Source organism: Ruegeria sp. ABM4_193 (genome assembly GCF_056158705.1).
Window position 1 is genome coordinate 2,943,000 of sequence record NZ_JBSWTT010000001.1, and the last position, 23,761, is coordinate 2,966,760.

General features: G+C 53.9%; 22 protein-coding genes and 1 tRNA gene. 12 read left to right on the forward strand and 11 right to left on the reverse strand.

The window, feature by feature from the left end; translation table 11 throughout:
• The first annotated feature begins 17 nt into the window (after positions 1-17).
• Positions 18-1,784 carry a hypothetical protein gene (locus ACXADZ_RS14690; RefSeq protein WP_475197445.1) on the forward strand — a complete coding sequence of 589 codons (1,767 nt, stop codon included), beginning with the start codon at positions 18-20 and terminating at the stop codon, positions 1,782-1,784.
• Positions 1,777-3,060 carry a HupE/UreJ family protein gene (locus tag ACXADZ_RS14695; RefSeq protein ID WP_475197447.1) on the forward strand — a complete coding sequence of 428 codons (1,284 nt, stop codon included), beginning with the start codon at positions 1,777-1,779 and terminating at the stop codon, positions 3,058-3,060. Before ACXADZ_RS14690 ends, ACXADZ_RS14695 begins: the two co-directional genes overlap by 8 nt.
• 157 nt (positions 3,061-3,217) lie before the next feature.
• Here ACXADZ_RS14695 and ACXADZ_RS14700 read toward each other — a convergent pair whose 3' ends face one another.
• Positions 3,218-3,808 carry a TetR/AcrR family transcriptional regulator gene (locus tag ACXADZ_RS14700; RefSeq protein ID WP_475197449.1) on the reverse strand — a complete coding sequence of 197 codons (591 nt, stop codon included), beginning with the start codon at positions 3,806-3,808 and terminating at the stop codon, positions 3,218-3,220.
• A gap of 117 nt (positions 3,809-3,925) precedes the next feature.
• Between ACXADZ_RS14700 and ACXADZ_RS14705 the strand changes: the two genes are divergently transcribed.
• Entirely contained in the window at positions 3,926-4,873 is a 948-nt protein-coding gene (locus ACXADZ_RS14705) for an alpha/beta hydrolase (RefSeq protein WP_475197452.1), read from the forward strand.
• A 148-nt stretch (positions 4,874-5,021) separates the two neighbouring features.
• On the opposite strand, the gene ACXADZ_RS14710 is transcribed toward ACXADZ_RS14705, so the two are convergent.
• Together ACXADZ_RS14710 and ACXADZ_RS14715 are read right to left on the reverse strand one after the other, a co-directional pair.
• Positions 5,022-5,426, reverse strand: coding sequence for a DUF4345 domain-containing protein (locus ACXADZ_RS14710; protein ID WP_475197455.1), 405 nt, complete (start codon positions 5,424-5,426; stop codon positions 5,022-5,024).
• Positions 5,427-5,454: 28 nt separating this feature from the next.
• Positions 5,455-6,282, reverse strand: a complete 828-nt coding sequence (locus ACXADZ_RS14715; RefSeq protein ID WP_171189105.1) for an NmrA family NAD(P)-binding protein — start codon at positions 6,280-6,282, stop codon at positions 5,455-5,457.
• A gap of 137 nt (positions 6,283-6,419) precedes the next feature.
• Between ACXADZ_RS14715 and ACXADZ_RS14720 the strand changes: the two genes are divergently transcribed.
• A complete protein-coding gene (locus ACXADZ_RS14720) occupies positions 6,420-7,427 on the forward strand; it encodes an AraC family transcriptional regulator (RefSeq protein ID WP_171091917.1) in 1,008 nt (335 codons plus the stop codon).
• On the opposite strand, the gene ACXADZ_RS14725 is transcribed toward ACXADZ_RS14720, so the two are convergent.
• Positions 7,394-7,879 carry a GNAT family N-acetyltransferase gene (locus ACXADZ_RS14725; RefSeq protein ID WP_475197460.1) on the reverse strand — a complete coding sequence of 162 codons (486 nt, stop codon included), beginning with the start codon at positions 7,877-7,879 and terminating at the stop codon, positions 7,394-7,396. The genes ACXADZ_RS14720 and ACXADZ_RS14725 overlap by 34 nt on opposite strands.
• Before the next feature lie 54 nt (positions 7,880-7,933).
• Complete coding sequence (locus tag ACXADZ_RS14730; protein ID WP_475197463.1) at positions 7,934-8,581, reverse strand: class I SAM-dependent methyltransferase; 648 nt, start codon at positions 8,579-8,581, stop codon at positions 7,934-7,936.
• Positions 8,582-8,677: 96 nt separating this feature from the next.
• Between ACXADZ_RS14730 and ACXADZ_RS14735 the strand changes: the two genes are divergently transcribed.
• The 4 genes from ACXADZ_RS14735 to ACXADZ_RS14750 all read left to right on the forward strand — a co-directional run bounded on the left by ACXADZ_RS14735 (position 8,678) and on the right by ACXADZ_RS14750 (position 12,039).
• The gene (locus ACXADZ_RS14735) at positions 8,678-9,577 is read left to right on the forward strand and encodes a LysR family transcriptional regulator (protein WP_475197466.1); all 900 of its coding nucleotides are present in this window, start codon (positions 8,678-8,680) and stop codon (positions 9,575-9,577) included.
• Between the two features lie 235 nt (positions 9,578-9,812).
• Complete coding sequence (locus ACXADZ_RS14740; RefSeq protein ID WP_171189206.1) at positions 9,813-10,484, forward strand: cupin domain-containing protein; 672 nt, start codon at positions 9,813-9,815, stop codon at positions 10,482-10,484.
• Complete coding sequence (locus ACXADZ_RS14745; RefSeq protein ID WP_475197467.1) at positions 10,481-11,476, forward strand: flavin monoamine oxidase family protein; 996 nt, start codon at positions 10,481-10,483, stop codon at positions 11,474-11,476. Before ACXADZ_RS14740 ends, ACXADZ_RS14745 begins: the two co-directional genes overlap by 4 nt.
• Complete coding sequence (locus tag ACXADZ_RS14750; protein WP_475197468.1) at positions 11,473-12,039, forward strand: TetR/AcrR family transcriptional regulator; 567 nt, start codon at positions 11,473-11,475, stop codon at positions 12,037-12,039. Before ACXADZ_RS14745 ends, ACXADZ_RS14750 begins: the two co-directional genes overlap by 4 nt.
• A 285-nt stretch (positions 12,040-12,324) precedes the next feature.
• Here the strand turns inward: ACXADZ_RS14750 and ACXADZ_RS14755 are convergent, their stop codons facing one another.
• Both ACXADZ_RS14755 and ACXADZ_RS14760 read right to left on the reverse strand, forming a co-directional pair.
• Positions 12,325-13,302: a serine hydrolase domain-containing protein gene (locus tag ACXADZ_RS14755; protein ID WP_475197471.1), complete on the reverse strand. Its 978-nt coding sequence runs from the start codon at positions 13,300-13,302 to the stop codon at positions 12,325-12,327.
• A 550-nt stretch (positions 13,303-13,852) separates the two neighbouring features.
• Complete coding sequence (locus ACXADZ_RS14760) at positions 13,853-14,080, reverse strand: hypothetical protein (RefSeq protein ID WP_475197474.1); 228 nt, start codon at positions 14,078-14,080, stop codon at positions 13,853-13,855.
• Between the two features lie 796 nt (positions 14,081-14,876).
• On the opposite strand from ACXADZ_RS14760, the gene ACXADZ_RS14765 reads away from it, so the two are divergent.
• From ACXADZ_RS14765 to ACXADZ_RS14780, 4 genes are all read left to right on the forward strand, one after another.
• Entirely contained in the window at positions 14,877-16,319 is a 1,443-nt protein-coding gene (locus ACXADZ_RS14765; protein ID WP_171091903.1) for an alanine/glycine:cation symporter family protein, read from the forward strand.
• Positions 16,294-17,253 carry a glutaminase gene (locus ACXADZ_RS14770; protein ID WP_475197476.1) on the forward strand — a complete coding sequence of 320 codons (960 nt, stop codon included), beginning with the start codon at positions 16,294-16,296 and terminating at the stop codon, positions 17,251-17,253. The genes ACXADZ_RS14765 and ACXADZ_RS14770 overlap by 26 nt, the downstream gene beginning before the upstream one ends.
• Before the next feature lie 63 nt (positions 17,254-17,316).
• Positions 17,317-18,285: an SMP-30/gluconolactonase/LRE family protein gene (locus ACXADZ_RS14775; protein WP_475197478.1), complete on the forward strand. Its 969-nt coding sequence runs from the start codon at positions 17,317-17,319 to the stop codon at positions 18,283-18,285.
• A gap of 225 nt (positions 18,286-18,510) precedes the next feature.
• Positions 18,511-19,785, forward strand: a complete 1,275-nt coding sequence (locus ACXADZ_RS14780; protein ID WP_171668870.1) for an adenylate/guanylate cyclase domain-containing protein — start codon at positions 18,511-18,513, stop codon at positions 19,783-19,785.
• Between the two features lie 268 nt (positions 19,786-20,053).
• On the opposite strand, the gene ACXADZ_RS14785 is transcribed toward ACXADZ_RS14780, so the two are convergent.
• The 4 genes from ACXADZ_RS14785 to ACXADZ_RS14800 all read right to left on the reverse strand — a co-directional run bounded on the left by ACXADZ_RS14785 (position 20,054) and on the right by ACXADZ_RS14800 (position 23,749).
• Positions 20,054-20,130: transfer RNA gene (locus ACXADZ_RS14785), tRNA-Arg, on the reverse strand.
• A 64-nt stretch (positions 20,131-20,194) separates the two neighbouring features.
• Entirely contained in the window at positions 20,195-21,580 is a 1,386-nt protein-coding gene (locus ACXADZ_RS14790) for a sensor histidine kinase (RefSeq protein ID WP_171186684.1), read from the reverse strand.
• 15 nt (positions 21,581-21,595) lie between these two features.
• A complete protein-coding gene (locus ACXADZ_RS14795; protein ID WP_475197483.1) occupies positions 21,596-23,014 on the reverse strand; it encodes a dihydrolipoyl dehydrogenase family protein in 1,419 nt (472 codons plus the stop codon).
• A gap of 3 nt (positions 23,015-23,017) precedes the next feature.
• Positions 23,018-23,749 carry a TVP38/TMEM64 family protein gene (locus ACXADZ_RS14800; protein ID WP_475198581.1) on the reverse strand — a complete coding sequence of 244 codons (732 nt, stop codon included), beginning with the start codon at positions 23,747-23,749 and terminating at the stop codon, positions 23,018-23,020.
• Positions 23,750-23,761: the final 12 nt, after the last annotated feature.

Here is a 23,761-nt window from a genome sequence, read left to right on the forward strand (position 1 = left end):
TGTGCCGACTATTCTTGATGCTGAGCGTGATGGCCTCGGGTGCACAGGCCGTTTCAGCAGATGTTGTTTTGACAAACGGTTCGGAAGTCGCACCCAATATTGCTGTCCTTCATATCAAAGATGATGGGGTTTACGTCGACCTTGAGGTCTATGTCGAAGATATTCCTTTGTTTGCGGATATGCTGCCAATCGGATTGTCATCCGATTTCGTCGAGGGTGAGCCGGAGGTTGAACAAGAGTCCGATCAAGGTTCTGCCCAAGCCAAAAGTCGGGCGCTGTCTATTGTTGCAAGGGACGAACAGCCCCTACACGCTGAAATCAGAAAGCTAGAATACCGAACGCGCATCGACCGGGCCTCGCCGCTTGCAGGTAAGCGCGATCCATTCTCGGGTCAAATTGTTCCCAGCCCGCCAAAAGATCCTCGTGTTCTGTTCGTCGAAGTGTTCTTTCCGTTTCAAAACTCAGTTCCCAACGAGCTGACCATAATGCCTCCATCGCAGGGTGGCGAACCACTGGTGACAATCGGGATGCAGGTTTTTGACCGAGAGGTTCCGGTCACGGGTTTCAGTTTCTTGTTAAAGCCGGCAGAGTTAAAGATTCACTGGCATGATCCGTGGGGCAGCCGCTTTTCTGCTGAAAGCCTGAATCGAAAAGCTCAGGACAGGACATCCACCTTTCTCTACATCGAACCTCGTGAAGTTCGGCATGAAACACTGATCCGCTTGCGTGAACTGGCGCCTTGGATTGGTGAAACTTTCGAAGTGGGGCAAACGCTTTCGCCACAGCATAGCGCCTTGATCGTAAACCAGGCGGCGTCCTTTTTGGCTTCTCGTAACCCGGTGACCATTGATGGCAAGTCAGTGCAACCATCAAACGCTACTGCAAAACTCCTGGAGCTGACATCGCAGGGTTTTCAGGTTGTCGAGCCGGGAAAGGAAGTGTCTGTGAACAATACGTTTATTGGAGCTATCCTGTCTTTCTCATCGGCAGACCTTCCCGATCAGGTGGCGGTCACTTGGGATATGTTTGATGAGGAAATTTCTCGCGTTGCGACCATTTCAAACGATATCGCCGGGCCGTTCTTTGGAGCTGTTACACCTGCGGACCCTCAGTTTCACTGGCAGAACCACCTACTCCAATACCAAAGAGCATCTGTTACTCAAATTCCAGTTGAGCAGGAGAAACGGCAGTACCCGGCCGTGGCTTTGATCGCCGGGATTATCAGCGCCGTCTCACTCTGTTTTCTCCTGCTAACCAGAGGCAAAGTCGCAAAGCGTACCAGTTGGGTGACTATGATTGCCGCTGCTTCGGCAACGTTTGTATTTTCGGGATATTTGCCGGAATTACCTTGGAGTAAGACCGAGCCCCCTGAGCAGCAGGTTGCGGAAGATATACTGCGCTCGATGGTCGAAAACTTGAACACAGTGACCCTGGAAACTTCGCCGGCCAAAAGAAAGGCAGAGCTGGCCCACATTGCAACAGCAGCATCTCTGGGCGACATCGCAACAGAGATAGAACGTGGTCTCGCAATCCGAACGCCAGGAGGCAGTCTTGCTACAGTTACAGATATTAGTGCCCTGAAAGTAGAGCGCGTTGACCCTACCCTCAAACCGGGTGGATTTAGCACTCTGGCCAAATGGACAGTGAAAGCCCAAGGCGGTAATTGGGGGCATGCCCACATGCGCGCTGTTACGTTTCGGGTGCTGGCCGAGGTTGTACCTGAATCCGGGCAATGGAAGCTGGATGGATTGACTGTAATCGAGGCTCGCGATCTAAATGCATAAGTATTTAAGGGCAAAGGTTTTTGCTTTCGGCGTTCTGTTTGTCGGTGTGTTTTTGTCGCTGACGCTGTCGGCCTCGGCGCATTTCTTGCTTAACCTCAACGTTCGAATTTCGCATGTCGAGCATTCCGAAGACGGTCTTCGTGTCTACATTCGTACGCCCATGCCTTATCTGGTTGCAGACAAGGTCGGTGATCAGGATGGTGGTGCCTTGCCGAAAGCTGCACCATTCACGACTAATGCCATGAGCGACGGTCAGTTGGTCCACTTCGTCGACTTGCAGGCAGTCATGAGCGATCCCAATGGGCTGGGGCAATTCGCCGAAGGTGGGTTGCATCTGCTGGTCGACAATCAGCGCTTAAGAGGAACAGTTGAGTCCGTTCGCTTGCATCGCGTTGGAAATGAGCCCGGATTTGCAACTTTGGCCGAAGCTCAACAGGCCGTGGACACCGAAACGGACTTAACACCCCCGCTTTTTGTCGGTGACACAATTGTCGATCTCGTCCTTCATTATGATACTGACGGCCCGGTCCAATCGTACAGCATTGCCAACGTGCTGGACCCCGGCTTGCCCGATCAGGACCAAACCGCCAACCTTATTCTCGATTACGCGTCGGACACACCACAGATATTCCGATCTCGGGGCCTGATGACCGAGCCATTGGTGGTTCAGCAAGAGGGATACGGAGGATTCCTGAGTTTTATCTGGGAAGGTATACGACATATCCTCGAAGGATTGGATCATGTTCTTTTTGTTGTGTGTTTGGTCATTGGAGCGCAGACACTCAGGGCGCTATTGCTGCGTGCAACCGGTTTTACCGTTGGGCATAGCGTAACGCTGTCGCTGGGGTTTTTCGGGTTTGTACCATCGGGCGCGTGGTTTGTTCCTGCCGTCGAAACCGGGATCGCGCTTTCTATCATATTTGCAGCCGTCGCAGCGTTTATGAGTTTTAAGGACAATGCGCGCTCTGAAGTCACGATGGTGCTTCTGACAACGCTGATTGGCCTCTTGCACGGGCTTGGGTTTAGCTTTGTGTTGCACAAGATCTTGCAGGTCACATCTCCAAACATCTGGCAAAGCCTGCTTGCTTTCAATCTTGGCGTCGAGCTTGGCCAAGTTGCCATTATTCTTGCACTCTGGCCTGCCTTGATAATGTGTCGGCGCGTGAACTCCAGTTTGTGGATGTCCCTACGAGTGGGGTTAGCCGGTGGATGTGCGGCTATCGCCTTCTATTGGACCTTTCAGCGAGTTGCCGAGGTTTATTCCACGTTGGCTTAAGGTCATTGCGATGGCGCGTGCCGTGACGGCCGCCTGAGAGAAAAGCGGACATTCGGCTGTTCCGCAGCATAAGACAGATTGGGCTCGAAGCAGTCATTCGTTGCGCAGTGAAGCAATGACCGCTCTGCGGGACGAAGCCGCCATTGGTGATGTCCAATCAAACGTCCGCTTTGTAGTGCGCCAAAAACATAGCGACGCAATCGTCCAGGACGTCTTTTGGTGTCGGGTTCTCGCCAAGAAAGAACTCCGGCCAGAAGAAGAAGTTTTTGACGAGCCCCAAAAGCTGGTTCGTTGCGAAGGCCGGATCAGCTTCTCGTATAACGCCAGCGTCCATAGCCTCACTAATCAATCGCGTCATCGGATAATCGTGGGTTTCGGTCTGAGTGAAGAACCGCCGGGACCGATCAAGGTCACGGATCAGCTCTGACAGGACCATGCGATTTAATCCGATGGCTGTTTCTTCCGTGATCACTCCGACGTAGCGCCAAAGAGCATCCTTCAGTTGCTCGGCGAAGTCGCGATCCGGATCATAGGATACCGGCTGCATGCTGCGGCTCTGTTCCAACATGATCTCTGAGATCGCGTCGAACAGCGCCTCCTTGCTTTCGAAGTGATTGTAAAGCGTGCGACTCGATACGTTCGCTTTTTTCGCGATTGAGGTGGTCTTCGCCCCCAGGAACCCTTGCTCACGGAACTCATCGATGGCTGCGTCGATGATATCTTTCCGTTTCTTTTCAGTACGTTTCACAGGTTCCACCTCAATAAGTAAAATGATGTGTTTACAAACACCTTACTTCCCCATAAGTAAACTTGATAATTTACTTTTGCAAGGCCAAGCGTCTTCCAACCCGAAAGGACCAAGACCATGACAACCCAAACCCTTAGCGCTGGCAAAAACCAAGTGACCTTCAAGTCCTTTGGTGTGGATTTGGCAGGCGACCTCTACCTTCCCGAAGGATTTGACGCGTCGAAGAAATACAAAGCCATCGTCGGCGCTAGCCCCTTCCCGCAGGTCAAAGATCAGATCCCCGCGACCTACGGCCCGGAAATGGCCGCACGCGGCTTCATCTATCTGGGCTTTGACTATCTGGGCATGGGCGACAGCCCCGCGCTGCCAGGAGAGCACATGAAATCGCGTTATATGTTCCGACTGATCGAGAACACTTGGGACGCTGTGTCATACCTAGGCACCCTGCCATTCGTGGAAGAAATCCACGGCCTGGGCGTGTGCCAGGGCGGCTCGATCATCGCCTCCGCCGCCGTAACCGACCACCGCATCAAGAAAATCGCTCTGGTCTCTGGAATGATGGCCGCAGATGGGTTCCAGTGGGCCGATCCCAACATGGCGCACCAGATGATCGCAGCGTCCAATGCGGCGATGCAGAAGATGTATGAGACCGGCGAGCCGGTCTACGTTGAAACTTTCGGCCTGGATGACGAGATTTCCCGCGAAGATTTTGTCGCAGCCGCTCCGTTCCCGTCGATGGCTGAGGCCAGCTATGACTACTACGGTCGCAAAGGGGCCAAGGGGCCGGAAGCAGTTCCGAACTTCTCAAACATGCATATTGCCGATCAGAGCATGCAGTCCCTGTTCTCACTTGGTGAAGCCTATGCTGACAAGATCACGCAGCCTACGCTGACGATCTACTCCAGCACGGCATTCACTGCGCCTTGCTCCACCCAGTTTATCGAAAAGCTGACGAACGAGCATGAGGAATTGGCGTTCGACGAATTCGGCCACGTGGACTTCTACTACAAGCCAGATGCCGTGAAAGCGTCGACTGACGCCGCCGCCGAGTTCTTCAACAAGTGAACCAACGAGACAGAGGCCACAGAATGGCCTCTGCCTACTTCATACCGGGAAACAGACATTGATCCGTAGCGCAGCATTTGAGAGTTTGGGCTCAGTGCAGACCTTCGCTGCACTAGGTGTGAACGACTTCTACGTGGACAAAACCGTCTCAGGCAGGCGCTGCAGATTTCGCGTTTCCACCGACAACCCACAAACACAACACCGCAAGCAAAACCTCTATCGCAAATGCGGCAAGAATGTTTTCGGATGGCCAACCATCGAGGACGAAACTGATTGTCCTGCCCACGGCGAAAGCTGAGAAAACCGTGGCCCCAAGCAAGGCTGAGGCCTGGACTAACTTTTGGTAAAATGCTCCGCACAAAATGATCAGGCCAAGTACCGCAAGATTGGCAGCAGGTGCACGCAACTCGCTCATCAGGTTTGGCTGCGGCGAGAGTACGATGCCGTAGTTGGCGTAGAAAGACCGTGGGTCCAGAGTGATGGCCAGACCTATGGCAAATGCCGTTAATCCGGACAGACCCAAGATAAGTCTGCGTTTAAGTTCAAGTTTCATGTTTTTCTCCAATGTCCTTTGGCTTGGCTTAAGCGGCTTTGGTCCACGCGCCAGACATTTCAGCTTTGTTTGCGAAGTCGGCGAAGTCGCGTGGCGCGCGTCCAAGCGCACGCTGGACCCCGTCCGCGAGGTTCGCATTGCGCCCGTCCAGCGTTTCACGCGCGATGTCCGTAATCACATCAGCAATCATCTCGCCATTCGCGTGCGCGATTTCCGCGTGGAAGTCTTCGAATGAAATGGGCAGGTATTGCACAGTCTTGCCCATTGCGCGCGAAAGCTCTGCAGCCATGTCGGCAAACGTCATGAGACGTGGTCCCGTGACTTCGTAAAGTTCGCCGTCGTGTCCTTCTTCTGTCAAAGCAGCTACGGCAACATCGGCGATGTCGTCCACGTCGATGATTGGTTCGCGTACATCGCCGGCGGGCATTGGCAAGACACCTGCCATGACCGGACCAAGCAATGCCCCTTCAGAGAAGTTTTGGGCAAACCATGCTGCACGAACGATAGTGAACGGAACTCCGGAATTGCGTACGACTGCTTCCGCTCGTTGCGCATGAAACTCGCCACGCCCGGTTAGCAGCACAAAACGCCGTAATCCCTTTTCACGAGCCAATGCTGTGAAGGCTTCGACTTGCTCAACCGCACCTGGAAAAGCGATGTCAGGAAAGTAAGAAATATAAGCAGACGAGACGCCTTCCAGGATTGCGGGCCAGGTCTGCGGTTGTTCCCAGTCAAATGGCGTTTCACTGTTCCGCGATGCGCGCCGGACTGTCTGCCCTTTTTCTTCCAGACGTGTCGCGATCCGCGATCCGGTTTTGCCTGTTGCGCCAAGTACAAGAATGGTTTGCTGTGTCATTGGTCATCTCCATGAGTTCAGTTGATGACCCGAAATTAGACAGTCAATTGAGATATTCTATTCTTCAAAATCCATTAATATTATCCAATCGTCCTAAAAGTATAGACGAAGAGCCAAATTTCAGCCAAAGTCGCGACATGAACAAGGTTGAACCACATGTCCCTGACCCAGATGCACTGGCAAAGCCGATCGGCGATCCGCTGGGGGAAATCCTTCATCTTCTGAAACTCACTGGCACATTCTATTGCCAGTCTCGCATGACAGCACCCTGGGGCGTATCGATACCGGGATTTCCCGGTGTACTGAGCTTTGCGGTCATCACACACGGGCGGTGCTTAATGAAGGTCGGTGACGATGACCCGTTCGAGGTCGAAAAAGGCGATCTTGTCTTGATGACCAACGGAGCTCCGGTCGGTTTCTTTAGCTCAGAAGACACGCCGCTTTTAACGCTGGAGGAGTTGCCTATTCGCAAGGTAACCGAGCTTTATGAAACACTGGAATACGGCGGCGGCGGCGCGGAGACGGGCATCATGTACGGCTTGGTCCGAATAGATCACGCCGCCAGTGATATGTTGATGCGCTTGCTTCCAGATGTACTCAAAATCGACCCGTGGGAGGAGGACGCCGGAAGCTGGTTACAGGCAACTTTGCAATTCATCGCAAAAGAGGCGCGGGAATTGAGACCGGGCGGCGAAACCGTGATCACACGACTGGCCGATGTGGTTGTCATTGAGGCCATTCGTCGTTGGTTGAACAGCGCACCCGATGCGGATCGAGGCTGGTTAAAAGCTGCGCGAGACCCGCAGATCGGGCGCACGATAGTCGCAATTCACCGTGCGCCTGCTGCAGCTTGGACAGTCGAGTCACTCGCGGAGGTTGCTGGTATGTCCAGATCCGCTTTCGCGGCGCGGTTTACTGAGTTGGTAGGTGTTCCGGCAATCCAGTATCTTGCAACGTGGCGTATGCACCTGGCCAGAGAAAGGTTGGTGTCCACCGATCAACCTATCTCGCAGATTGCCGCTGACATCGGATACTTGTCAGAGCCTGCGTTCAACAAAGCCTTCAAACGGGTGTATGGCGCACCACCGGGAAAAATCAGGAAGAACGGAGTTCACTCCGTATCTAGGCGAAACTTGAGAAACTGAGCATCTTCGTATTCGATCTCGCCTATGTGTTTGGCGCCGAGTTTCCGGAGCGCACCCAGATTTTTTCGACTTGGTGGCGACAGAAACGTGACAAAGGGGATACGTTTGTCAGCGATCGCAAAGTCGATTGCCATTTTGGAAATCCGTTTCCCAAGGCCAAAGGCGTCGGGCCGCAAAACCAACACAAAATCCCACTCGTCATCTTCTTTTTGAAAGCCCCCCCAACCAACATACTGACCGCCTGACAAAAACGCCCAATGTCCAAGACCGTCCCGCGCCCAGTAGCCTTCCTTCTTAGTGATATACTCTCTTGCGACCTCGATACTCCATTTGAACGTCAAAAGCGGCATATGCTCTGCTACCCGGGGGTCGGACATATGAACCGCAATGTCATTCGGATCGATTTCCGAAAGGCGTGCAAATGAAATCCCATCTTTCATCATTATACTCATTTGATGGCCCGAGCTGTCCCTTGCATGCACATAATTATGGCGCGAATGCTTTTTTTACGACTTTCTCGCGACAATGTACCGGCTCAGCAATAACCCGGCTTGATCCGCCGTCTCGACGATATCGAAGCCCGCAAGTTCAATGGCTTGCTGGAGTTCAGCTACGGACACAAAATTTACGAACGGAGCTTTCCCGAGCAACTGCATAATCGGGATCGCTATTCGGCTGATCATGCCATATTTCAACCCTCCACTCTCCGGAGCGCAGACGGTTTTGGAAATGAATACCCCACCGGGTTTTGTAAGGGTCGCAATGTGTTCGAGTGCTTTGCCCAGATCGGGAACAAGGTGCAGCAGATTATGTGCGAGGACAGCGTCGTAAGAACCGTCGTTAGGATCATGCTGCAGAACCTCGGCCACTTTGAACGTTACATTCTCCAGCTCTTCTTCAGCGAGTTTTTCGTTAGCGATTTCGATCATCCCCGGTGCGAGATCGGAGGCAGTTATTTGAGCCAGATCCGGTGCCAGCAACAACGCGGTCGACCCCGTTCCACAGCCGATTTCCAGCACGCTGTCTTCGGCTTTCAGGTAGGACTTTGTACGTTCGAGCGTGTTCAGATACCCTTCCATATTTCGGATAGGATCAGCCGCATATTTGCGCGAAATCTTGCTCCAAAATGCGGCATCTTTGGATAATGTAGCCATATCGTTTCTCTTTTCCTTTGGCGTCACCGCAGCCAATATCTTAAAACGCCAATTTATTAAATTGCCAGATATTGCAGAACTGTTATGCATTAATGCATGAATTGGAAGGCAATCAATTTCGATTGGAACCAGGCTCGGTCTTTTCTTGCAACGGCAGAAGAAGGCTCGTTTTCCGCCGCGGCGCGCGTGCTTGAACAGACCCAGCCAACCGTGGGTCGTCAGGTCGCCGCGCTGGAACAGGCGCTAGGCGTCACCTTGTTTGAAAGGGTTGGCAAGTCGCTTAATCTGACAACAGCCGGTGCTGAGCTTTTGGTGCATGTCAGTGAAATGGGAAATGTCGCGAACAGAATTTCTCTGACCGCAACAAGCCAGTCACAAGCAGTTGAAGGGCAAGTCAGGATCACTGCTTCCGACGTGATGTCAGCCTATCAGCTACCGCCTATTCTCAAACAGATCAGGATCGCGGCACCGCGGCTTGAGATCGACGTTGTCGCAGCAAATGACATACGAGACATACAGCGGCGCGAGGCAGATATCGCAATTCGGCATGTGCGCCCGACACAGCCGGACCTGATTGCAAAGCTCGTGGCAGAAGCGACGGCACATTTTTACGCTGCCCCTTCATACCTCGAACAGGTTGGGCGACCACGAAATGAAGACGAACTTGCTAAGTTGGATTTCGTCGGCTTTGGCGATGTTGACACGATGATTGGATTTCTCAATCCGGCTGGCATCGAAGTAACCCGCAAGAATTTTCGGATTGGATCGCAGAGCGGGATAGTGTCATGGGAGCTTGTGCGCCAAGGCTTCGGCATTAGTGTTATGTCAGACGATGTGGCGGCCCTTACACCCGGTGTGGAGCGTGTTCTGCCCGAACGCGAGCCATTCAAATTTCCTATCTGGTTGGCCACACACTCTGAGTTACAAACAGCGCGAAGGATCAGGTTGGTTTTTGATCAGCTTGCAGACCATCTCGGCTCGCGGACAAATTATTGAACGTGAGTTGGTCTGGTGTCGTGAACTGGAGTCTGCTTCGGGCTCGAAGCAGTCATACGGCAGAATTCAAAGAATGCCTGCAATGCGGACAAATTCGCCATTCGCCGCGGTTCAACCAATGGTTCACGAACGCGTGATCACTGTTGCGATAGTGACGTCGAGAAACGACCTACCTATCAGTAGGTAAGTATAGTCAATTTGCACATACACAGTGACAATGGAGGGAGACCAAACCATGCGCGTGAACGCCAACTTCAATAAACGTACCCTTATACACTTTGAAGAGAACGATTGGGTCGCATCCCCGATGCCCGGAGTTGAGCGCAAAATGCTTGACCGAATTGGAGAGGAAGTAGCTCGCGCCACCACTATCGTCCGTTTTGCGCCTGGCAGCGCTTTCTCTGCCCACACGCATGACGGAGGCGAAGAATACTTGGTTCTCGACGGTACTTTTCAAGACGAAGACGGTGATTTTCCAACTGGTTCCTACGTGCGGAACCCGCCGACCTCGTCTCATACACCTGCAGCACAGGACGGCGCGACAATTCTGGTAAAGCTCCACCAATTCGATGCTAGCGACCGCGATCAAGTCCAGATCGACAGCGGCAAGGCAAGCTGGATTGAAGCAGCAGATGGTGTCTCTAGGTTGCCCCTCCACACAGATGTACGTGAAACTGTAGCGATGGAACACTGGGATGCGGGTACAGTGCGCTCTTTAGATGCCTCAGGCGGGCTTGAGGTCTTTGTGATTGATGGGAGCCTGAACGAGGGTGGCGACACCCTGTCCCGCTGGGATTGGTTACGCCTGCCCGTCGGGGCGAGTTTCGAGGCGACCGCTGGCGCTAACGGGGTGCGAATCTGGATCAAGACCGGCCACCTTAGTAACGTCGCAGAGAGCGCGGCATGAAGCCAAACGCAAAGATTGTCATCGTCGGCGCAGGGTTGTCCGGCCTAGCTTTGGCGCATGCGCAGAAGCTTGAAGGGCGCGACGTGCTTTTGCTAGAGGCGCGCGACCGCGTAGGCGGTCGCATTCTCTCACAGGGCGGCTATGACCTCGGCCCTGCTTGGATTTGGCCGCACAACCACCGCATGCTATCCCTCCTAGACAAGCTTGGGCTGCGAACATTTCCACAATACAGCGATGGACGATTGGCGTTCGAGGATGCTCAGGGAAATGTGCGTCGTGACTTCGATTTCGCCCCCATGGGTGACGCGCTTCGCGTTTCAGGCGGACTCGCTCAGATAACCAACGCCCTCGCCCAAAAGGTTGTTGATACGCTGTGCCTTGGCCACGAAGTTCGGCGTGTGATCGAAGAAGACGAATTCGTGACCTTGAGCGGAAACGGGTTTTCATTGCGCGCCGACTTCGTTGTTTTGGCGCTACCCCCGCGCCTCGCTGCACAGATGGGCGTGGTCGTTCCGGATGTTCCAACTTGGATGGCCGGACATGCCAAACTCGTTGCTGTTTACGACACCCCATTCTGGCGCGACGCGGGCCTGAATGGCGACGCAATCTCTCATCAAGGTCCGCTGGCTGAAATCCATGACGCGTCGCCTATGGACGGCACCCAGGGTGCTCTGTTCGGCTTTGCCATGCCCGGCACGGCCCGACAATCCGGGTTCGAAGCGCAAGCGGTGGCGCAACTGGTCCGCCTGTTTGGCCCCAAAGCAGCCGAGCCACGCGGCGTAATCGTCAAGGATTGGAGCGCCGACATGGCAACCGCCACGTCTGCCGACCTCAAGCCGCTTAGCTCCCATCCTATGTATAGCAAACTAACTCCTACTCGGCGGGTGATCTTTGCAGGAACTGAAACCGCACCGTCGCACGGTGGTTTCCTCGAAGGCGCTCTTGAAGCCATGGATGCAGCGCGGCAAGAATTGTCGAGGGTGATGGTATGACATCAGAAGAGAAAATCCTGGTCGCCGCCGAGGCGCGGGTCCGCACTGGCGGCTACAACGGCTTTTCGTTCCGAGACCTTGCGCGCGACACAGCGCTGACCAGCGCAGGCGTACATCATTACTTCCCGACCAAGGCCGATCTGGTCGCTCGACTGGCCAGAAATTACACGTCCCGTTTCCTAGACGCTTTGGATGAATGCCCGTCTCATGCGCGTGTCGCGCGCCTACGCGAACTTTTCGCGGAAAGCTTGCGCCAGGACGGAAAGATGTGCCTTTGTGGGCTACTCGCAGCTGAAAGCGGAGGCCTGCCTGAACCGGTAACGGCGGCGGCAAAAATGTTCTTTGCAGCATTGGTCGATCGGCTTGTCAGCGCATTTCCGGACAGCGACGATCCGCTTTCTGACGCACTAGCAGTGCTCGCGACGCTGGAAGGCGCTGCACTACTTGCGACTGTGCAGGGTGATCCGGACGTCTTCGAAAAAGCAACTGCCGCTTTGGGCTCACAGCGGTCGTTCACTGCGTTCTATCAGAATTACCGCTTTGCGGACAAAGCTGACTTTTAACTGTGATCGTACAGCCTTGGTTAATGTTGGCTGCGAGAGCCATTCAGTTATAGTTGTTTCTGGAAAGGTTTTTTTCAATTTCTCGCCGAACTTGGAGGAGGAAATCCGGCGAGCTCCATCCAATCTGGGTATGACCGTGTTGTCAACGTGGCGATTAAATTCCACGTCGATTTCCTCAACTAGATGGGGCTCAATCAAGGAAAATCGACGACATTAATGCGCTACGCCCCCGTTGCGGATATTGACCCTTGTAACGCACTCGGCAACTTCCACAGAAAGCTCTAATTAGGTGGCGTTCAAGATTGGACCGTCCAATAATCTTACCAATTCTCCAAAGTATCCTCCGGAACGAGCCGGACGAGTAGGATCAGATGTGATTGCTACGGCTAGGTTTCGGTCAGTATGAGCAGCTAAAATTTGCCCTCCGTACCCACGCGCCAAAGCATAACCCGAAGGCGTCAGAAACCAACCATACCCATAGTCTAACCCAGAGTAAGCCGAGCGGCCATATGGCTTGGTCGATTCCGAGACCCAGCTTTCAGGAATAATTTGCCTTTCAGCAAAGGCCCCGCGGTCCCGAAGCAACACCGCGATCTTCAACATCGACTTTGGAGTAATTGCCATCTCATTGCCTCCTAGGTAGTAACCCTGTGGATCTCTCGTCCAAGCAGGTATCTCAATACCAAGAGGTATTCCCAGCCTCTCACGCGTGAGCGTCAAAAGATTTTGGCCGGCAGCCTCGGTCAACGCTGCACCAAGAACATGAGTTGATCCAGTGGAATAGAGCATCTGTTGTCCTGGCTCAGCAACCATCGGCCGTGTCAATACATCCGCGACCCAGTTAGGAGAGCTGATCCATTCCCCATAGTTACTGCCAGAGGTTCTTTCGAGACCGGCTCGCAGCGTCACCAGATCCTCCATGGTTATGCTTTCGGTGCCGGGTGTAGCATTGGCAGGCAAGAGCTGCGGAGCGACCTCCCGCAGGGTGGCGTCTACAGATGGGATTTCCTGCCGATCGATCGCCGTCCCAAGCAACAGAGCCACAATGCTTTTCGAACAGGACTTTATGTTAGCTGGCCTGTCTAGGCCTGCACCCTGTTGAGTCTTAGCGAAAATGACTTCATCTCCGCGTTGAATTTGAAGTGAATGCAACTGCGGCAGACCGCTTATCACATTTTTCAGCGCTACCGTTTGTCCCCGCGCTATGTACGGAGCAGCCATTGCGGTTACGGTTAAGAACAGGAACTTTCGACGTGTGGCCATAGCATTTATTTGGAAGCAAAACTCTGAATGTCCAGAATTCTACGCAACATGGCAGCCTAATTGCGCAAAGTGTTAGCCCCCCAAAAAACGTAGTGTGGGATTTGTGGCAACACGAAGCTTCGTTGGTACACCTGGCTGGCGTCGTAAAGTATAAGAACTGTGTTAGACTGGCCAGGAGGACATTCTAGCAGGAGATCTCCAGTTGCTACCGAATTCACTCCGTCTCGCACTCACTGCCACTACAATTGCCATCTCGGCGGGCGTACTCCCAGACCGCGTCGAGGCGATATCGCAAGATGTCCCAGTGTGGTTACAAAAACACGTGGGTACGGGTGACGGCCAAATCGCGCCGATCGTTTTGAACAGAGCGCGAGCGCTTTACATAGAGAAAGTACGACGAGGCGAAGTAAGGAACCCCTGCTACCTTGCCAAGGATGCAACCCGCCCCAGCACTGCAAGAAACGGCAATCCCGCGAAGCGGTTTTACGTCATCTGCGAGTCACAAAATTCTTTCCGAGCGGTTTCGTCCGGCTATGGAAATGGCCGAAAACTAAGGGGCGCCAATTTTTCGAATGGTCGGCAATGCGCGAAGAACTTCAGCAATGCAGAAGGATCTAAACTTACCGCCGGAGGTGCCTATGTGACGGCTGAAACCCGCACGTCCTTCAAAGGTTATTATAGTCATTCCGGCAAAACGCAGCCGTTCTACCGCACCTTTCTTTTGTTTGATGGGGAAGGAGAAACGAGCAATGCTCGCGAGCGCGCCATTGGAGGCCATTCCGCTGTTTTCCTTAAGTGGCAATGTAGGTTCAAAAGTCCTCGAAGCACTCATGCAGACAACGACGGCTATGTCCCCTACGGAAAACTTGTGAACTACACTGGCGGCCGTAGCAATGGCTGCACAACCTGGTCACAGTCGGCCTCAAAAGAGATATTGGCGCTTGTGGAAGGGAATCCGACGACCCTGTATATCTACCCGGAATCCAAGGATATCGATGCTGTCGCTAAGGCTGTGAAAAAGGGGAAATCACTATCGCGGGTAGGAGTTTATTGGAACGCAGCTTGCTTGCAAGCAATAGGCGCACCAAAGTTCTGGCCCAAAAGTAGCCTCCAACCGATCATAAATAGTTGGAGAGCTTCCTTGCCTAAACAACGGCCACTAGAATTGCCTATCTGCAAATAGTTGAAAAAGCGCGGGACAACTTAAGAGCACGCTGCCCTTCAAGCATTTCTGCTTTGTGCTAGTAGCAGCCGTCGGCTGTACTGGGATTGTACGAACGCTTTGCCGCTTTCCGAAGAATCCAATCAAATGGGACACTCGCATAAAGCGCAGCATTTGCCTCTTTGGGTTCGACGCTGTCGTTCGCAGCACTTGGCGTGAACTACTGCTGAGCGAATTGCCAAATGGATACGTAGCTATATGCCTGTGCCTCAATTTCAGTGCTATCCACGTCAACCTTTTATTGATACCGCGCAGCTTATTCCTGACAATTTTCGCATCTTTGTGCATGATGAAAAACTAGGCAGACTGTTTTTGCCTTCCGGGAAGTGTTTGAATTATTAAGAGGCGTGCTATGGAAGTATTGGTTAATGGCATAAACACGGTTCTTTGGAACTACGCATTAATTTACGGACTTCTTGGAACCGGTATCTTTTTTACAATTCGTCTTGGCGCACTTCAGTTTCTTCATTTTGGGGAAATGGTGCGCGTACTCACGTCTTCGAAGAGCACGGACAAAAGAGGTATTACTCCGTTTCAAGCGCTGACGGTAAGCTTGGCTTCACGCGTCGGCACTGGAAACCTGGCTGGCGTAGCTGTGGCCCTGACCTTAGGAGGTCCGGGCGCCATCTTTTGGATGTGGATCGTAGCATTGGTTGGAATGGCCACGGCTTATTCTGAAAGTACTTTGGCCCAACTCTATAAAGTCACATCGTCCAACGGCAGGTTCAGAGGAGGCCCAGCGTTCTACATGGCGAACGCCTTGAATGCTCCTTGGGCCGGAGTCATTTTTTCGATCTGCCTGATTGTTAGCTTTGGTTTGGTTTTTGTCGCCGTCCAATCCAACTCGATCGCCGAAGCTTTCGAGGGCGCGTTCGGGTTGAACAAATCGATCGTTGGCATAGCGCTGGCCGCAGCCGCAGCCGTGGTCATATTCGGTGGAATAAGGACCATCGCAAAGTTCGCTGAGATTGTCGTGCCGCTCATGGCAGGTCTCTACCTCTTGCTTGCCTGTGTTGTGGTAGTCCTGAACATTTCCGAAGTACCCGCTATGTTGTGGTCGATTGTTGCAGGGGCATTTGGCCTTCAAGAAGCTGCCGGAGGCGTGACAGGCGGCGTCATGGCTGCTGCCCTTAACGGCATAAAACGGGGACTTTTCTCCAACGAAGCGGGCATGGGCTCAGCACCGAACATTGCAGCGGTTGCCACACCTGAGCCCCACCACCCTTCCAGCCAAGGTTTCGTTCAGGCATTCGGGTGTTTTGTGGATACAATTTTGGTCGCGACGGCAACTGCATTGCTAATTCTTTTGTCGGGCGCAATCGAAATTGATGGCCCTACGGGTATGCGACTGACTCAAGACGCGGCGGCGGTCCATCTCGGCGAAATCGGTCGCCACTTTATCGCGATTGCTATCGTCTTTTTTGGCTTCACATCCATACTTGGCAACTACTCATATGCCGAAAACGCGATGACGTTCTTAAAATTGGAAGGGAAGCTGCCGATTTACATCTTGCGTTTGGGCTGCCTTGCAATGGTTGTTTGGGGCGCTGTGCAAGCTGTTGCCACAGTGTTCAATTTCGCGGATGCCGCCATGGGAATAATGGCAACCATCAATTTGGTGGCAATAGTGCTCCTGTCTGGCACCGTATACAAATTAACGGTGGACTATTTTTCGCAACGCCGACAGAACCTTGAACCTCGCTTTGTCGCAAGCAAATTTCCCGAACTTAGCAAGGGCGTAGATCACACTGTCTGGACGGAGGAGATCCATGCCGATACTCAAAACCACCGATAGCGAGAGGCTTCAGGAAGTCTTGGACGATATCGCAGATCGCATTTCCGGCATGTCCGAAAGGGGGAAAGTGGCGCAATACATTCCAGAACTCGCCACAGTTGATCTGAACCAATTCGGTATTGCCATTGCACCAATCAACGGCCCGTTAATTTCCGCTGGAGACGCGAGCACGCTATTCTCGATTCAGAGCATTTCAAAAGTGTTCTCGCTCACATTGGCGCTTCAACAGGTTGGTGCCACTTTGTGGCAAAGAGTTGGTCGGGAACCTTCCGGCGATCCATTCAATTCAATCGTTCAGCTTGAACACGAACGCGGAATCCCAAGGAACCCGTTTATCAACCCAGGTGCGATCATAGTGGCAGATGTTCTGCTCGAAGACCGTTCTTCTGATGAAGCAGTCAACGACCTTTTGGGATTGTGCCAAGAGCTTTCGGAGGACAACTCGATCGAGGTCGATGCGTCAGTTGCAGAGTCTGAGATGCGAACTGGGTCCAGAAACCGCGCTCTTGCGCATTTTATGCAGGCGGAAGGAAATCTAAACGCGCCGGTAGAGGATGTTTTGTCTCTGTACTTTCGCCAATGTAGCATCGCAATGTCATGTGAACAGCTAGCATTGGCGGGCCGCTTTCTCGCCGTAGCGGGTCAAAATCCGGCCACCGGTGCCACAGTATTGTCGGCACAGCGAGCCAGAAGAGTAACCGCACTGATGATGATGTGTGGTTCTTATGATGCCTCGGGTGAGTTCGCCTTCCGTGTTGGCCTTCCAGCGAAAAGCGGCGTTGGTGGCGGAATCTTGTGCATTGTACCTGGTATCGCATCTGTAGTCGCCTGGAGCCCCGGGCTAGATCAAAAAGGCAACTCCCATTTGGCGACTATCGCATTTCAGGAGTTAGTTCGTGCGACAGGCTGGTCGATCTTTGGACCGAGTGCATAGCCTGCCCTGTTCAATTCAAGACCAGTCACATAGCTTGAGCAGGCGCCACACTGAGGATGATCTATGACGGACAAAAATGACTTCGAAAATAGCTGGCAACCATCCCAACGGTATCCAGATCCCTCCGTTGTGACACTCGATCCTCGGTTTGATAAATACAAGCTGCCGTTGGCCGGCGTCGAACGATTGGCAACTGGTTGTCGCTGGTGTGAAGGGCCAGTGTGGTTCGGTGACGGGCGCTATCTGCTATGGAGTGATATTCCGAATAACCGGATCATGCGCTGGGACGAGGTTACCGGACGGTCATCGGCGTTTCGCCAGCCGTCGAATTTCGCCAATGGTCAGACCCGGGACAGGCAAGGTCGTCTGATAACGTGCGAGCACGGTGGACGACGGGTTACGCGTACAGAATATGATGGCTCAATCACTGTGCTAGCCGAGAGCTTTGACGGAAAGCGACTTAACTCGCCCAACGATGTGATCGTCAAATCCGACGGCAGTGTCTGGTTCACCGATCCACCGTTTGGCATCTTGGGCAACTATGAGGGTCATCGCGCCGAACCAGAGTTAGGCCAGAACGTATACCGAGTGGACCCCGACACCGGAAAACTGAAAGTCGTAGCCGATGACATTCTAGGGCCAAACGGCTTGGCCTTCAGCCCCGATGAGACCGTGCTTTACATTGTTGAATCGCGTGGTGAACCGTCTCGAAAGATACTGGCTTATGACGTGAACACGGATGGTGCCTCGATCCAGAACAAGCGTGTGCTAATCAATGCAGGTTCTGGCACGCCTGACGGGTTCCGCGTGGATGTGGACGGTAATCTCTGGTGCGGTTGGGGCATGGGTGATGCCGAACTGGACGGAGTGATTGTCTTTGCCCCTGATGGAACTCCTATAGGTCGCATCGCTTTGCCTGAACGATGTGCGAATCTCTGCTTTGGAGGCCGTGCCAACAGCCGGCTTTTCATGGCAGCAAGCCATTCTGTGTACGCCCTATATGTCAACGTCGCTGGCGTGGCGGGAGGATAACACTGCTCTCTGGTGGGCTTCTGCGCGATTAGGAATAGCGGTTTACCTAATGGGCTCTCAAATATCCTGGCTCCCTTTTTAAGCGACAACTTTGGGCTCGGTGCTGTCGTTCGCTGTGATCTGTCCGAGGGACTGCTATGCGGACAAAGCGGCCACATGGGCCGCTCAACAATTCAAATGACATGCGCGGTCGTCTATTACAAAGTGCGGGTTGAGGAGTGCGTCATGTCCGATGTTTTCGACCGTATTGCCGACTGGTTGCAAAAGCTGGCCTTTTTCGACGGCGATGTTGGTGGCCTGGTTGAGCATCTCAGTCACAGGCTGATCGACGGCGGTGTGCCAGTCGCGCGGGTTTCGCTGGGCCGTCTCATGATGCATCCCGTCATCGGACTGGTCGATGCAACTTGGGATGCATCAACGGACCGCATAGACTGGACTGTCATGCCACGGAGTTCAGTGACCGATGACCTTTTTGACAAGGCGCCGTTCGGCGAAAACACCAAGCTGACCGCCAGAATAGCCACTAAGTTCTTTCAAAGTGATATCTGGGATCTGGCCGACGGGCTGGTCGGCGAGACGGAAATGATGCCGGTGCTGCGTGCCAATCTGACCGATCCGTCAACCCGTGACAAATATCCGATTTACCAGAAGCTGGCTGCATCGGGCATCACCGATTACCTGGTCTTTTCCGTTCCGTTTGGCAAACGGAGCATTACCTTCGAAAGCGGCACGCAGTGGGTACTGGGCGCTTCAGTGTCCTTCGCGACAAAAAGGCGCTCCGGCTTTACACAGCGGGAAATCGACGGCCTCACGCGACTGTCGATACCACTGTTTGGCACCGTCCACGTCTTCACGGAGCAGTTCCTAGCGGCTGAACTGATGGAGGCCTACCTGGGCAGGATTTCAGGCCGATCCGTCTTGAACGGCCAAATATCGCGTGGCGATGTCCGCGAGATCGATTGTGCACTTCTGTTCAGCGACATGCACGGCTCTACGGCCCTGAGCCAACGCCTGTCACCGGGTGACTACGTGGCCGCGGTCAACCGGTACTTTGACTGTGTCGCGGGTGCGGTACACGACCATGGTGGCGAGGTGCTGAAGTTCGTCGGTGATGGATTGCTCGCGATTTTCCCGTTTGATGGTCATCGGCGGCTGCCGGAGGACATGTGCGAGGCAGCCCTGTCGGCGGCACGGGAAGCGTTTCAAAGGCGCGAGGAAATTGAGCCCGAGAATCGAACGGATTTTGGAATCGGCCTGCACATGGGCGCGGCGATCTACGGCAACGTGGGAACTGAAAGCAGGCTGGACTTCACGGTGACCGGGACTTCCGTCGCAATGGTAAGCAGGTTGGAGGGGCTGACCCGGTCCGTTGATGCACCCATTCTGGCAACGAGCGAGTTTGCCGAACTTGTCACCGAAACACCCAGCACGTTGGGATCACACACCTTGCGCGGTTTCGACGACGGCGTGGAAGTCTTCTCATTCGAACCCCTGGTTTGACAGCTCACCGCTCCATAGTTTCCACCCCTGTTGGGAGTTAACTTAGAACTTGTGTGGAAGTCTTTCGCCCAGCAAATAAACAGTAAACGGATAGAATATTTGGCTGAACCCGATCAGGTAACTCATAGTCAATTCGAACTGACGAGTTGGTTCCCGGTATCAATCCGTCGCTAACTACAGGCCATTCGAAACTAGCCAGCAATCTGGCGGGTATGTTGGCGGGTATCTGGTAAAAACCGCCATTTTTTCCAATGAATTCAAAGGAAAGTGGCGGACCGAGGAGGATTCGAACCCCCGACCCCTTGATTCGTAGTCAAGTACTCTATCCAGCTGAGCTATCGGTCCGCGTTGGTGAAGCGGTGTTTAGACCCGGTGCGTGGGACGTGCAAGTCGATTCTTGAAAAAATTTTCAAAAAGTCATGTCGCCACGTGGAAGGCTTATTTCGAACACTGTTCCTTCGGGTCCGGTGTGTTTCAAACTCAGGTCTCCACCATGTCCGCGCACAAGTTCCTGCGAAATCGCCAGCCCCAAACCCGAACCGCCCTTTCGAACTCCGCCCTGGAATGGTGTAAACAGGTTTTCGCGCGCTTTTGGTGGAAGACCCGGGCCTGTATCGCTGATTTCAATGCACCAGGTGTCTCCATATTCGCAGCCAGCAATTGTTACTCGCCCGGGTTTGGCAGATGCGACCAGTGCCTGACGCGCGTTGCGCACTAGGTTCATGATGACCCGGAACAATTGTTCGGGGTCTGCGCGGACAATCAGGTCATCTGGCACTTCGTTTACGATTTCAACGCAGGCATCGGCGACGGCAAGCTGCTCACTGGCTGCAACGTCAGCAGCAAGCGCCCGTACAGGAACCATCGTCAAGGTGGGCGCGGGTTCTTCCGCGCGCCCAAAGGCCAGCGTGCTTTCGCACAGCGACACAGCGCGGGTTATGGAGTTCACCAGTTTCGGAGCCATCCGACGAACCAAGGGATCGTCGCTGGATTCGATCCTGTCGGTGAACAGCTGTGCCGACGTTAAGATATTGCGCAGATCGTGACTGACTTTGGCAACCGCCCCACCCAGTTGCGCCAGTCTTTCACGCTGTCGCAACGCCTGTGTCAGATCCGTCTGCAGCATTTTCAGCGCCTCTTCTGCCTCGCGCAGTTCCGTCACTTTCGAGTTTGGCGAGATAATGCCCCGCGCGTCTTCGGGCGCGCTGGCGTAGCGCTGCATATATCCCACTACGCTTTTGATTGGCCGTACAAGCACCACCCGCACAGCCAGGAAAAGCAACGAAGCAGTGATTATCGAAATGACAAAGGAAAGGCCGAGGATACGCAGGCCGTAATCCACCATCGCCATACGTAATGGGGCACTATCCGTGGTGACCTCGATCAAAAGCCCTGCGCCTTTGACGGGTTCGCCAATAACTCGAATGATCTCGTTTTCGGGCTTGAAAATCCGGCTCATGGCGTCACGGATCAAAACCCAGGGACCGGCATCGCGCAGATCATATGTCTGGGTGATCGATTCCGGAATCGGTGATGACAACATAAGCTGCCGAACTTCGTCACGACGCAACACGACATTATAGACACCGGCATTCGCCAGCAGTTCCGCCTCGAGATCCTCGGCCAGCATATCGTCTGCCAACAACGCCAATGAGGCAATCTGGGCGCGCTCCAGACGGTTCAGCAGGAAATCCTCGCGGAACCGAGCGATAGACGGGACAAAAATCAGGATTTCGGCCAACATGACGAAGACCGTCGTCAGGATCAGAAATCGGCCCGACAGCGAATTCAAAATGCGCCCCTCCTACGGTCAGGGAATCCAGCGCTGGACGAACCTGACCACTCGTTTAACTGTCTGATTCTCAAACAGCCTTGGCGTGAAATAAGCACCCGCCACGCGTTTGTTAAGCTCTCCGATCGTCGGATAAGGCGAAACCATAGCGGCGATCTGCCCCATCTTCAGGTTATTGGCCAAAGCCAGCGACCACAAGTTGATCAACTCGCCTGCTTGATGGCCCACAATTGTGGCCCCGACAGGTCGGCCTTTAACAACCATGACTTTGATGAAGCCTTTTGTTTTACGCTCGGATATCGCCCGGTCGTTGTGGTGATAGTCAAACCGTGCAACTTCCAACCTGTTACCATGTTGGTCGCGGGCCTGTGCTTCGGTCATACCAACCTGCGCCAGTTCCGGATCGGTATAGGTCGCCCAGGGGATATGCGCGGTTTTGGCTTTGGACGGCAGGCCAAACAACGCTGAGCGAATAATGATACCCGCGTGGTACCCGGCCACGTGGGTAAACTGCAGCCCACCCGCAACATCACCGATCGCATAGACCTTGCGGTTTGTCGTCCTCAGGGCCTCATCAGTTTTGATGCCGGTCCGGGTGCGCTCAATTCCTGCCACTTCCAGATTCAGGCGTTCAACATTGGCCTTACGTCCGGCCGCAATCAAAAGATGGGTGCCCCGGTGAATCTCACCGTTCTCGGTCACGACCTCTACTGTGCCTTCGCTGCCTCGGATCTGCGCCACCATGGCATCTTCGCGGATGTCGACGCCTTCATTGCGCAACGTCTCCAACACCAGCGAAGCGGCTTCGGGGTCGTCTTTGCCCAACGCCTTCTGACCTTCTATAACAGTGACTTTGCTTCCTAGCCGTCGATGGGCCTGCGCCATTTCCAAACCAATCGGGCCGCCGCCGATGATCAGCAGGTGATCCGGTCGCTCGCGCAGGTCGAAAATGGTTTCATTCGTATAGTAAGGAACCGTGTCCAACCCCGGGATTGGCGGCACCAAGGGCGAAGATCCGGTCGCAATCACAATTCGGCGCGCAGAGATCAGGTAATCCCCCGCCTGCACTTGGTTGGAAGAGATAAAGGTACCGTATTCGCGGATCACCTTGACGCCAAATCCTTCGAACCGCTCTTGGCTGTCCATCGGTTCGATCTGGGCGATGACGTTATGCACATGATCCTTGGCCGCCGCATAATCGATCTGAGGAGCCGCATCCGCGACCCCGAATGCTGCGGAATGCGCCTGACCATAAGCAACCTTCCCGCTTGCAATCAGCGCTTTGGACGGGACGCAGCCGAAATTCAGACAATCGCCCCCCATCTTATGCCCTTCCAACAGAACGACATCCGCACCCATCTGGCTGACCCCAGCTGCAACTGACAGCCCGCCGGACCCGGCCCCAATGACCAGGAGGTCTGTTTTCAATTCGGTCATGGCTCAGCTGTCCTTATTTGCACGCAAGGCTTTGATAACGATGGGCAAAGCGGCCAGAACGCACAAGCCGATAATTGGCCCGATTACGAACGGCTCCCACAATAACGACACATCCGGGGTTTCACCGCGGTCGAACACACCGCCAAGCCCCACACCAATCCACGTGTAGACTATCCCGCCCGGAATAATGCCCAGCGCCGTGGTGATCAGGAAGTTGCGAAACTTTACGCCAACCAAAGCAGGCACCAGATTGGCCACAAAGAACGGAACAACCGGAACCAGCCGCAACAGGAACAGGACCGAGATCTCGTTCTCGCGTAGACCGTCTTTCAGTTTCTTGACCGTCCCTTCCGAGGATTCCAACCGGGCGGTCAGCGACTCGCCCAACCCCCAGCGTGCAGCCAGGAAAATCGCCGAGGCTCCAATAGTCGCTGCTACAACGTTGAAAACCGTGCCCGCAAACAGACCAAACAGGAACCCACCCGTCATCGACGCCACCGCCGCCCCCGGCAACGAAAACGCCACAATGACGATGTAAATGGCAACAAAAGCAGCCACCATGACCCAATAGTGACCGTCCCGCCAAGCCAGCAAAGCCTCACGATTTTCCCGCAGGGTTTCAAAGCTCAGATAGTCGCCAAGCGTGAAAAATCCCGCGACGGCAACACCAAGGATAACCAGCAATGGAATATGGCGCGCAAACCCGCTGCGCGGTGCCTGGCTTGTTTCGGACATAAGGTTTTCCGG

Coding starts and splice junctions, on each gene's coding strand:
- ACXADZ_RS14690 (WP_475197445.1), top strand. CDS start 18: ATGCTGAGCGTGATGGCCTCGGGTGCACAGGCCGTTTCAGCAGATGTT.
- ACXADZ_RS14695 (WP_475197447.1), top strand. CDS start 1,777: ATGCATAAGTATTTAAGGGCAAAGGTTTTTGCTTTCGGCGTTCTGTTT.
- ACXADZ_RS14705 (WP_475197452.1), top strand. CDS start 3,926: ATGACAACCCAAACCCTTAGCGCTGGCAAAAACCAAGTGACCTTCAAG.
- ACXADZ_RS14710 (WP_475197455.1), bottom strand. CDS start 5,426: ATGAAACTTGAACTTAAACGCAGACTTATCTTGGGTCTGTCCGGATTA.
- ACXADZ_RS14715 (WP_171189105.1), bottom strand. CDS start 6,282: ATGACACAGCAAACCATTCTTGTACTTGGCGCAACAGGCAAAACCGGA.
- ACXADZ_RS14720 (WP_171091917.1), top strand. CDS start 6,420: ATGAACAAGGTTGAACCACATGTCCCTGACCCAGATGCACTGGCAAAG.
- ACXADZ_RS14725 (WP_475197460.1), bottom strand. CDS start 7,879: ATGAGTATAATGATGAAAGATGGGATTTCATTTGCACGCCTTTCGGAA.
- ACXADZ_RS14730 (WP_475197463.1), bottom strand. CDS start 8,581: ATGGCTACATTATCCAAAGATGCCGCATTTTGGAGCAAGATTTCGCGC.
- ACXADZ_RS14735 (WP_475197466.1), top strand. CDS start 8,678: ATGAATTGGAAGGCAATCAATTTCGATTGGAACCAGGCTCGGTCTTTT.
- ACXADZ_RS14740 (WP_171189206.1), top strand. CDS start 9,813: ATGCGCGTGAACGCCAACTTCAATAAACGTACCCTTATACACTTTGAA.
- ACXADZ_RS14745 (WP_475197467.1), top strand. CDS start 10,481: ATGAAGCCAAACGCAAAGATTGTCATCGTCGGCGCAGGGTTGTCCGGC.
- ACXADZ_RS14750 (WP_475197468.1), top strand. CDS start 11,473: ATGACATCAGAAGAGAAAATCCTGGTCGCCGCCGAGGCGCGGGTCCGC.
- ACXADZ_RS14755 (WP_475197471.1), bottom strand. CDS start 13,302: ATGGCCACACGTCGAAAGTTCCTGTTCTTAACCGTAACCGCAATGGCT.
- ACXADZ_RS14760 (WP_475197474.1), bottom strand. CDS start 14,080: ATGGCCTCCAATGGCGCGCTCGCGAGCATTGCTCGTTTCTCCTTCCCC.
- ACXADZ_RS14765 (WP_171091903.1), top strand. CDS start 14,877: ATGGAAGTATTGGTTAATGGCATAAACACGGTTCTTTGGAACTACGCA.
- ACXADZ_RS14770 (WP_475197476.1), top strand. CDS start 16,294: ATGCCGATACTCAAAACCACCGATAGCGAGAGGCTTCAGGAAGTCTTG.
- ACXADZ_RS14775 (WP_475197478.1), top strand. CDS start 17,317: ATGACGGACAAAAATGACTTCGAAAATAGCTGGCAACCATCCCAACGG.
- ACXADZ_RS14780 (WP_171668870.1), top strand. CDS start 18,511: ATGTCCGATGTTTTCGACCGTATTGCCGACTGGTTGCAAAAGCTGGCC.
- ACXADZ_RS14795 (WP_475197483.1), bottom strand. CDS start 23,014: ATGACCGAATTGAAAACAGACCTCCTGGTCATTGGGGCCGGGTCCGGC.
- ACXADZ_RS14800 (WP_475198581.1), bottom strand. CDS start 23,749: ATGTCCGAAACAAGCCAGGCACCGCGCAGCGGGTTTGCGCGCCATATT.